Origin of the sequence: Halorubrum ezzemoulense DSM 17463 (genome assembly GCF_002114285.1) — an archaeon.
GTDB lineage: Archaea > Halobacteriota > Halobacteria > Halobacteriales > Haloferacaceae > Halorubrum > Halorubrum ezzemoulense.
In genome coordinates, this window is the sequence record NZ_NEDJ01000099.1 from 1 (window position 1) to 8,584 (window position 8,584).

Here is an 8,584-nt window from a genome sequence, read left to right on the forward strand (position 1 = left end):
CGTCTTCGGCCTCACGTAGCAGTTCATCGATTTCTTCCTCAGTCAAGTGATGCTCAATCTCTTTTCGACGTGAGCGCTCCATTACTCTTCTATCAAGCTTAACTAACAAAAGTTTTCATACTCATTACAGAGCGCATCGACACGGTTGAACGCGACGTCGAAGACGAGACCTACCACATCTGGACAAAGAAGCTTCCCGTCTCCCAACTGGGAGACGTGAAGCTGGTGCTCGCTGAGAAAGAAACTGACGAAGAAGACGAAGAGAACCCGGTCAAGTACCTCGTCACGAACAAGATCGACGCACCGACCGAGCACATTATTCGCTCCTACGGGATGCGGTGGCGCATCGAAACGTTCTTCGAGGACTCGAAGCAGGATCTCGGCTTGGGAGACTGCGAGATGCAGACCGACGAAGGTGCCAGTCGGCACTGGCACCTTCTGATGGCTGCCTACAGTCTCGTCCGTCTTGATCCCGAATCGAGCGCCTTGGGGACGGTTCGCTCGAAAGCGTCATCGCTTCGAGCGAACCTCGAACACTCGCTGAAAGAAGCCGTTTACAACCTTCTCTCGTGGGTTCGAGACAACGATGATCGTAGCGTCGACGACCTGATGGAAGAGATTGATCACCTCTTCGTTCACTCAACAGCCGACGCTAACGTTCAAAGCTGAGAGCGTCATAGAACGCGTGGCTCTGATTGGCCTACCTGCCAAGGACGCACTATCATGGGAGGCCGCCCGGATGCCGGGCCGCGGCATCCGGGCTGTAGCGCCCATGACTCGACTTCTTTCGCGCATGGACCAGTCAACAGAACGTGCTCTATGGCACGGAGTCCTTATCGGTCTCTTGCGCCCCATATCTTGGTTCACGTTCTCTAGGGATAGCAGCGTTTCCATCGAGTCAACAGGGCAGTACAGTCACAACAACTGATAAGTCCATACCAAGCAGTGATAGTGTCGTATGAGAGATGGTCAGCGGATGGAGGAGGCAACAAAACGGATTACTGCGGTAATGGATCGGGTTAGCGAGGCAGTCATCACCGACAGGGAGTTTCTCGAAACCGTTTCGACTGGCCTGTTGGCTCGTGGCCACGTTCTACTGGAAGATGTTCCGGGGACGGGGAAGACGCTCACCGCCGTTGCACTAGCCGATGCACTCGATCTGGAGTTTACTCGCATCCAGTTTACACCTGACCTGCTGCCAAGCGACATTACCGGCTCACAGATTTATAACGAGGAGCACGGTGAGTTCCAGTTCCAGCGCGGACCCGTTTTTGCCAATATCGTGCTGGCCGATGAGATCAACCGTGCACCCCCGAAAACCCAGTCGGCGCTCTTGGAGGCAATGGATGAGGGACAGGTTACTGTCGGTGGGACAACATATGACCTCCCAGAACCGTTTTTTGTTCTTGCCACTCAGAACCCCATCGAACAAGAGGGCACTTTCCGCCTGCCAGAGGCACAACGGGACCGATTTATCGTTAAGACCTCGATTGGCTACCCCGACCGCGGCGGCGAGATCGATCTCATTAGCCGTCGAGCGAGTCGGGACACCCAGATGCCGACTGTCAATCCGGTTGTCGACGCCTCGCAGGTGACCACTCTCCGCCAGCTGCCCGAACAGGTGAGTATCGAGGAGTCGGTCAAAGAGTATCTTGTCGACCTCGCCCGAGCGAGTCGAGATGATCCGCGAGTCGACGTGGGCGTCTCGCCACGTGGTATCCAGCGGTTTTTCGAAGCCTCTCGGGCCCACGCGCTGATCGATGGTCGTGACTACGTGACGCCCGATGATATCAAGGCTATCGCCCGTCCGGTGATGACCCACCGGCTGGTGTTGACCTCTGAGGCCGGAATTAAGGATATCAACGCCGAGGCAATCGTCACCGACCTTCTCGACAGCGTCGAGGTACCGGGCGCAGCGACGACTGCCGACTGACGCCTCTACTCACCCTCGAATTGCGACGACCAGCAGCAGGACACCCACAGTCGACGCGAGGACGCCGACAAGCGTCCCGTCGCTAACGATCAGTCGACTGAGGGCATTCGTGTACAGCCCCCACGCCAATCCGACGCCGACGACCGCGAGACCGAGTGCCGAGAACATGTGGATAGCTTCCAGTTGGATTGATGAGGAGGGACCCAGTTCAGCCTGCGTCGTGACGCTACGCTCGCCCGTGTTCCAGATGAAGATTGAGACGGCAACAGCGGCGAAGACCACAAGCACATCGGTACCGCCGATCCCAGCAGCGATCGTACCGATCCCGAGCCCCGCGCTGGCGATGGCGCTGCCCGCGGTCCGCCGGGGGATGTATTTCATTCCGCCTGCGGTTACAATCATGGCGAGCACGCCGGTCAACAGCGCCACGGCGACGGTGACACCCGCAAGAACAACCCCCGCCGGCGTCAGCGCGGTGACTACTTCATCGACCGGAACTGGTGTCTCAGGGATCTGGCTGACGGTCTGTGGCACCAATGGTGAGCCGACGATGGCGACCGCTACCGCACTCCCCCCGGCCAGCATGGACGGAATAAGGCGGCCGACAGTGTCGGTTACCCGACCGGCGACAAACTGCAACCCGCTTAGCAATACCACCCCAAGCGTTACGAGACCGATACCAGAAACGAGGCCGCGGCGGAGGCTGGGGGCTGCGAGAAGCTCAAAAACCACCGGGAAGCGAGCGAGAAGCGCCCGGGGATCTGACACCCCAAACGCAAGCAGTATCGATACAAAGGTTAGCCCGAGCACCGGCACAAAAGCCGTGTTAAGCACGGAATGAGTTCGCGAGAGTAGTTGACCGACGGACTCCTGATTCGTCTGTGGTGTCAACTCCATGACGGGGGCCACCACAATTAGTAGTTTGAGCGCCGCGATCTGGAGGGTCACGAGAAGCCAGAAACTGACGAGGACGAATACGGATTCAGAGGGCCGATACAGAAACGTGGTGAGGGTCGAACCATCGATCCCGGGGATGGAGACGGGAACCGCAGTCAAAGCATCGAACTGGAGGACTAGCAGGCCAGCGAGTGGCACACCGATCCCAATCAGCGCCCGCACGGCCGTCCCCCAAAGTTTGGCAACTGCGCCTTCCCCGACGCCTGTATCAAGCGTGGCGATGACGCCGAAGGCAGCTATTCCGACAGCGACTGTTACGCCAAGCTGACCGATCAGCGGCCGAACAAACGGATCGCCCGCAATTGTCAGCGGTACCAGCTCACGAAGCGGGAGGCCGACGGCAACCAACCCGACAAGGCTCGGCACGGGCAATAGCAGCGTCGCAACTGCAGTCCCGAGCGGTGTCTCTGTATTACGGACCAGAACAATGGTTCCCAACAGCCCCCCGGCGACCCCAGCAGCGAGGCCGGGCCGAGTTGTCCCGGTCGCGCTTGTGAGGAGCCAGCCACCGAGGGCCACGGTAGTGCCGATCAAAAGCGAGCCGAGGCGTGTTGTATTCGGCTTCGGCAGAATGGTTTGACCGGCCATCACTGCACCCCCGCATCCAAGCCCCGGGCAAGCGCGGCAGGTAGTTTCTCCGCTCGTTCCCAGTCAATAACCGTCGCCCCGAGAAACCGGAGCCGATCAAGCCGGACCGAACGCTGAAGCGCGACTATCCGGCCGCCGACGGTCTCGGGAGCGGTCTGTGGCGAGAGCACCGTCACCTCAGGACCGTCGCCTCGGAGTGACTCGACAAGGTCAACGATCGCCCCGTCGGTCGCAGAGGTACACAACATCACCTGCGCGCCGGGCGGCACGAGCGACTGGAGCCGCTGCCAGTCGATGCCGCCGTCAGCCACTGGGGGAGATGCGGCTTCTCCGTGCGGCTCAGTGCTGGTCGGCCCAACAGTGGTAGAGCTGTTGGAGTGATCTCTGTTATCAATCCTGTCGGTCGCGCCCGACGCCGCGGCGTTACACACCGCTGTCGCGTGGGTGGTGAAGGCGGTGCCCTCGTCGGCCGAGACCCACGCCGGAGGTTCGATATCGGTCTGTGGGTCGGCAATCCCGAGTGCACCCAGCGAGACGTGGTGACCCTCGTTGATCAGCACTTCGATGGCGATTGTCGCGGCGTAGGCACTCAGGGTCGCCCCTGTCGGATCAGTCGGGGAGGCTGCAGTGTGAGTCGACGGGCGGCTGTCGGTGAGGACGACGACGTGGGCGGCGTGCTGCTCGCGGTAGTCGATCGTCGCCAGTTTACCAGTCTTCGCATACTGTCGCCAGTTGATTCGTTTGACTGGGTCTTCGGGCCGGTACTCTCGAGTCGCGTAAAACTCGACGCCCGGTCCACCCGAGTCCGTCGCCAGCTGCCCGGTATAGGAGGTAGTCTGCTGGACTGGGATATCCTCGACTGCGACCCGACACTCGAAGTCGGTGACGCCTGTTGCGTCGATTTCCTCTCCGACCACTCGCGTGCCGTTGAGGTTACGCGCGCTGACGGTGACATCGTCGAAGGTGTAGGTTCCACGGTCGGCAGCGAGCGTGTAAGTCGTCGACAGCTTACTACCCCCTGCGATTGCACTGCCAGCGCGGGGCGACCCCTCGGTAACGCCAAGTTCCTCGGGGACGCCATCAACGAAACGGAGGTCGGGAATTGCCGTGTCTCCCGTGTTCCGGACCGTCAGAGTCACGTCAACGGGCTGGCCGGGCAATGGGGTCTCAGGGCTGATCTCTCGGTTAACTTCGATGTTACCTTTGACGACCGGCGAGCCGGACAGCGCCCCGTAGAGAGCGAATACCAGAGGGACGGCCGCGGCAAGCACCAGCGAGAGCGATCCAGTTGCGATTCCGGCGGCGACAAGGATGATCGCATAAGCCCGCATGATCCGGTAGCGGGTGTGTCTCACTGTCGGCCACCTCCGGAGTCAAAGAGAGCCCGTAACTGACCGAACCGCCCTCGCCGCCGTGCTGGTGGGTTATAAGCCGTTAACTCAGCTGCACAGGTATCTTCAACTGCGCGCAACGTCCGCCGCGTTCGGTAGTTGTAGGCGTGGTCAGGATACAACCACGCGTACACTCGGTATAAAAGTGGGAACTCAACTGAATTGGTCGCCGTCAGCGTCGCCGCAGCTACCTGATCGTTGGTCCACTCCCCGTTGTCGACGTACTGTTCGGCCTGCTCGCGGTCGTCAAATTTGCGACCGTATAGATCTACTAGGACCGTCCGGAGTGACTCCTCGATGGTCTCAGAGCCAGACCGCCCGTTCCGCACGGATTCGAACACGCTAGTGAGGCCCGCGCCCGTCACGTCGACCTCCCGATCCGGCTGCTCGGGCGACAGGTCTGACAATACCGCCGTCTGATCGTTCGTTCGCCACGCCCACGAGCCCAACAGCCCGATACAGGCGAGGACCGCACCGGCGGCGAGGATCGCAGTCCGTACCCCGACAGCTTCGGTTAGTCGATCCAACTGCATCATAATCTCTGGCGGCAGGAGTTCGGGGCGGTAGCCAACAACGGCGGCAAACCCGAGGACGACGGCGCTTACGATCAACAACAGCAGGGTCCGAAATAGATGCTCACGGTTCATTCGTCGTCCTCCTCCCGGAGCGTCGACAGCGCCTCGCGGGCGGATTCAAGCCGCGATTCATCAGGTGACCGGTGGCCGTACTCTACGGCGCGATATAGGTCGGTGATATACTCCACAGGTCGCCGCGGCAGCCCCTGTCTGATCGCGTACCGACTGATCTCGGCGGGGGTCCGTGTCGTGAGCTTTGGCGGCCGTACAAACTCGACGAACGACCCCCAAATCGCCCGAATCCGTCGGTGTTGTTCTGTATCGGGGGTTCTCGTCGTTGTTGCGTCGGCTGTAGTATCATCGCTACTGCGACGGAGCCCCCGGAGTCGGGAGCGAACCCACGTGATCGCCGCTAGTAACAACCCGTAGGGGTTCACCTGATGGAGGATATTGATAAGCGATCCCGTCAGGAGGCTCGGCAACGACGTGAGCTGTCGCCAGAGCCCCACGATAGCGGCCTCAAACGCGGCTGCCAACCGAATCACGAGATTGGTCAACCGGTGTGGAATAGAGATAAGAAGGGCAACAATAGCCGCGAGTCTGCGTGTCAGTAGCTGCCGAGTGATCCCGTACCGCCGGGCGATCATTATGAGGCCGACAAGGGTACCAACCAACGCGGCGACGACGACCCCGGCGTTCCGGTACAGCCCGTCTATCGACTGCTCGCCGGTGACGCCGTTGGCGCTGGCGGTGAGGACAACCGAATCGGCGATGGGGAACGACAAAGTAATTGTCCCATTGGCGTCAGTCTCGCCGACGACCTCGCCGTCAACACGGACCGGAGTGCCCGATATCGGCTGGCCGTTGCGGCTAACCGTCGCAGTCGCCGAGGTTCCCGGGAGTGCGATCAGGGACGGTGAGACCGAAATATTAGGGGCAAGGGGATCACGCTGTTTGTCCTCAGCGGTCTCTGAGTCGTTGCCTCCTTCTGGCGGGGTGACGGTGAGCGTCGATGAGACATCAACCGACCCGCGAGTCGCCCGGACCGAATAGTTACCCGGCTCGATGTTTGCGAGCGAGAGTTCGTAAACGCCATCGCTATCGGTCGACCCAACGGTCTCGCCGTCGAAGTCGATGTTCGCGTCAGCGACCGGCACGTCCTGAACGGCGACCACAAGTCGAGCGGTCCCACCCGTTGTCCGATTCCCGCCCACGGAAATCGTCGCGTTTGTCTCTGGGGCGTAGGTCACCGACGATTCGTTAGTCGCGTCGTCCACCTGATGAAAATCAGTACCGAGTGCGCCGATCGTCGGTCCCCCAAGCCGGGAGATTACCAGCGGCAGACTACTCGCCACGGTCGGTAGTGCCTCGACGAGGCGTGGACTCACAGTTGACGTCGCATCATCAAAATCGGTGGTGAGGAGAGTCGACGCCGAACCGTCGATATCGGCAACAGTAGTGGTCGAACCCGAATCGTCGGAGTACTTGGTCTCCGAGCCGCGAGGACGAGCGGTAATTGTGATCTCTTCGGCGTACGGTAGGGTCGCCGGTGTCTCGCCGCTCGCATCGGTCCAGCCGACGCGCTCATCGTTGACATAGACTGGGACGCCGACGACCGCGCTGTCGTTTTTCTCGACGTTCACCGCGACATCAGCGCCGACGACCGCCGAACGGTTTAGCGAGAGGTCGTACGGTGGCTGTGGCGAGTCAACCGGAAGGCTGCCGCCCGGCGTCGGATCGAACCGCACCCAGCCGACACCCTCGAAATAGACCTCGACCCACGCATGGGCCCGATCGCTTGTAACGAGAGATTCACCGTCGCCAACAGGGCTCCCCCCGGCAAAGCCGACTACGTACCGTGCTGGGATGTCCTGACTCCGGAGCATGGCTGCCATCGTCGTGGCGAAATGCTGGCAGTAGGCTTCGTCGACCTCAAACAGGAGTTGATCGGCGATCGGCTGGCTGGAGTCGATATCGGTCTGGAGCGAGTAGCCCTTATTCGATTCGAGCCAGTCGTGGACCGCCATCACGCGGTCGTACCGAGTTTGTTCGCCGCCGACGATTTCAGCCGTGCGCTCGCCGACCCGATCTGGCGTATCAGCTGGTAACTGCGTGTATGTTTGACGAATATTGTCTGGAGCCCGCCCGTCAGCCTGCCGAAGGGTGGTTGCATCGCGAGGGGGAGGTGAACTCGTGGCGGTGTAGGTGGCTCCCTTCGAAAGTGAGCGGTCGGTGCTGACGCCGCCGACAGTCGATGCACGGACAGTCGTTCCTGACTGGTTCGACAGGCTGACACTCTTTGGCTGCCACGCTGTCGGTAGCGACCGGGTGTCGGTCAACACGGTCACTTCGTATTCTATGATCTGACTGTCTACAGTCCGATCGTCGTTCGGCACACCCTCCGAGATGGGACGATCGTCGGCCGACTGTTCCCACCCGGTACCCGTATAGTCCGTGTATGCGGTCTGTCGCCAGTACGTGGTTTCCGACGAGTTAACGACAAACAGGGGCACCGGAGTGAGTGATCCATTAAACCCACTGCTAATACTAGTTTGCTCGGGGGCGGCGAGTGAACCGCCGACTGGCGATCCTGACGTCCCGCCCGGCATCTCGCCACCTCCACCAGCAGTCCCGAGTCCGCTTTCTTCCAGTTCATCACCGGGGAGTCCGAGTGCTCCGGGGCCATTTTCCTCGCCAAAGATATCAACGACGGGGAGGAATGCAGCCGAGAGCAGCAGCGCCACAATGGCAACGATTACTAGCATCCCTTCGCCAGTTTGTCTCCCCTCGCTCATCTACTTGTGAACAGCTACCAATCCATCATGTGTAAAGCTTGCTTACTTTGTGCTAGTACTGTGGCTCTGATGGGATGAAAGCCTGCTAAGTCCCCAGCGTGCGTGAAGAGGTACTGGGGTGGTCAAAGGCCGATGATTCAACAGCGTCATAGAACGCGTGGCTCTGATTGGCCTACCTGCCAAGGACGCACTGTCATGGGAGGCCGCCCGGATGCCGGTAATGATTAAGATAACATTCGAAAGTCAAGGAACTGTTCACACCACTTCTTTGCGAAGCTGACGCGTTTCGTTATTTTCTCAAAAGTTTCCTGAACGAGGTCTTTGAATTCCGCTTCGCTCTCAACG

At 60.2% G+C, this 8,584-nt stretch carries 5 protein-coding genes and 2 pseudogenes; 2 read left to right on the forward strand and 5 right to left on the reverse strand.

Translation table 11 applies throughout. The annotated features are described in order from the left end of the window. Nucleotides 1-123: 123 nt before the first annotated feature. Both B9H04_RS16635 and B9H04_RS16640 read left to right on the forward strand, forming a co-directional pair. Nucleotides 124-669: pseudogene (locus tag B9H04_RS16635) on the forward strand (transposase); the annotation flags it as partial. 289 nt (nt 670-958) lie between these two features. Then, entirely contained in the window at nt 959-1,933 is a 975-nt protein-coding gene (locus B9H04_RS16640) for an AAA family ATPase (RefSeq protein ID WP_094520378.1), read from the forward strand. Between the two features lie 9 nt (nt 1,934-1,942). On the opposite strand, the gene B9H04_RS16645 is transcribed toward B9H04_RS16640, so the two are convergent. From B9H04_RS16645 to B9H04_RS18390, 5 genes and pseudogenes are all read right to left on the reverse strand, one after another. Continuing rightward, nucleotides 1,943-3,478, reverse strand: a complete 1,536-nt coding sequence (locus B9H04_RS16645) for a hypothetical protein (protein ID WP_049933437.1) — start codon at nt 3,476-3,478, stop codon at nt 1,943-1,945. Continuing rightward, the gene (locus B9H04_RS16650) at nt 3,478-4,833 is read right to left on the reverse strand and encodes a DUF58 domain-containing protein (protein ID WP_139835141.1); all 1,356 of its coding nucleotides are present in this window, start codon (nt 4,831-4,833) and stop codon (nt 3,478-3,480) included. Before B9H04_RS16650 ends, B9H04_RS16645 begins: the two co-directional genes overlap by 1 nt. Then, a complete protein-coding gene (locus tag B9H04_RS16655) occupies nt 4,830-5,516 on the reverse strand; it encodes a DUF7269 family protein (protein ID WP_049933434.1) in 687 nt (228 codons plus the stop codon). The genes B9H04_RS16650 and B9H04_RS16655 overlap by 4 nt, the downstream gene beginning before the upstream one ends. Next, on the reverse strand, nt 5,513-8,239 hold the full coding sequence (locus tag B9H04_RS16660) for a transglutaminase domain-containing protein (RefSeq protein ID WP_080508746.1): 2,727 nt from the start codon (nt 8,237-8,239) through the stop codon (nt 5,513-5,515). Before B9H04_RS16660 ends, B9H04_RS16655 begins: the two co-directional genes overlap by 4 nt. Nucleotides 8,240-8,463: 224 nt before the next feature. Beyond that, nucleotides 8,464-8,584, reverse strand: a pseudogene (locus B9H04_RS18390) (IS630 family transposase); the annotation flags it as partial.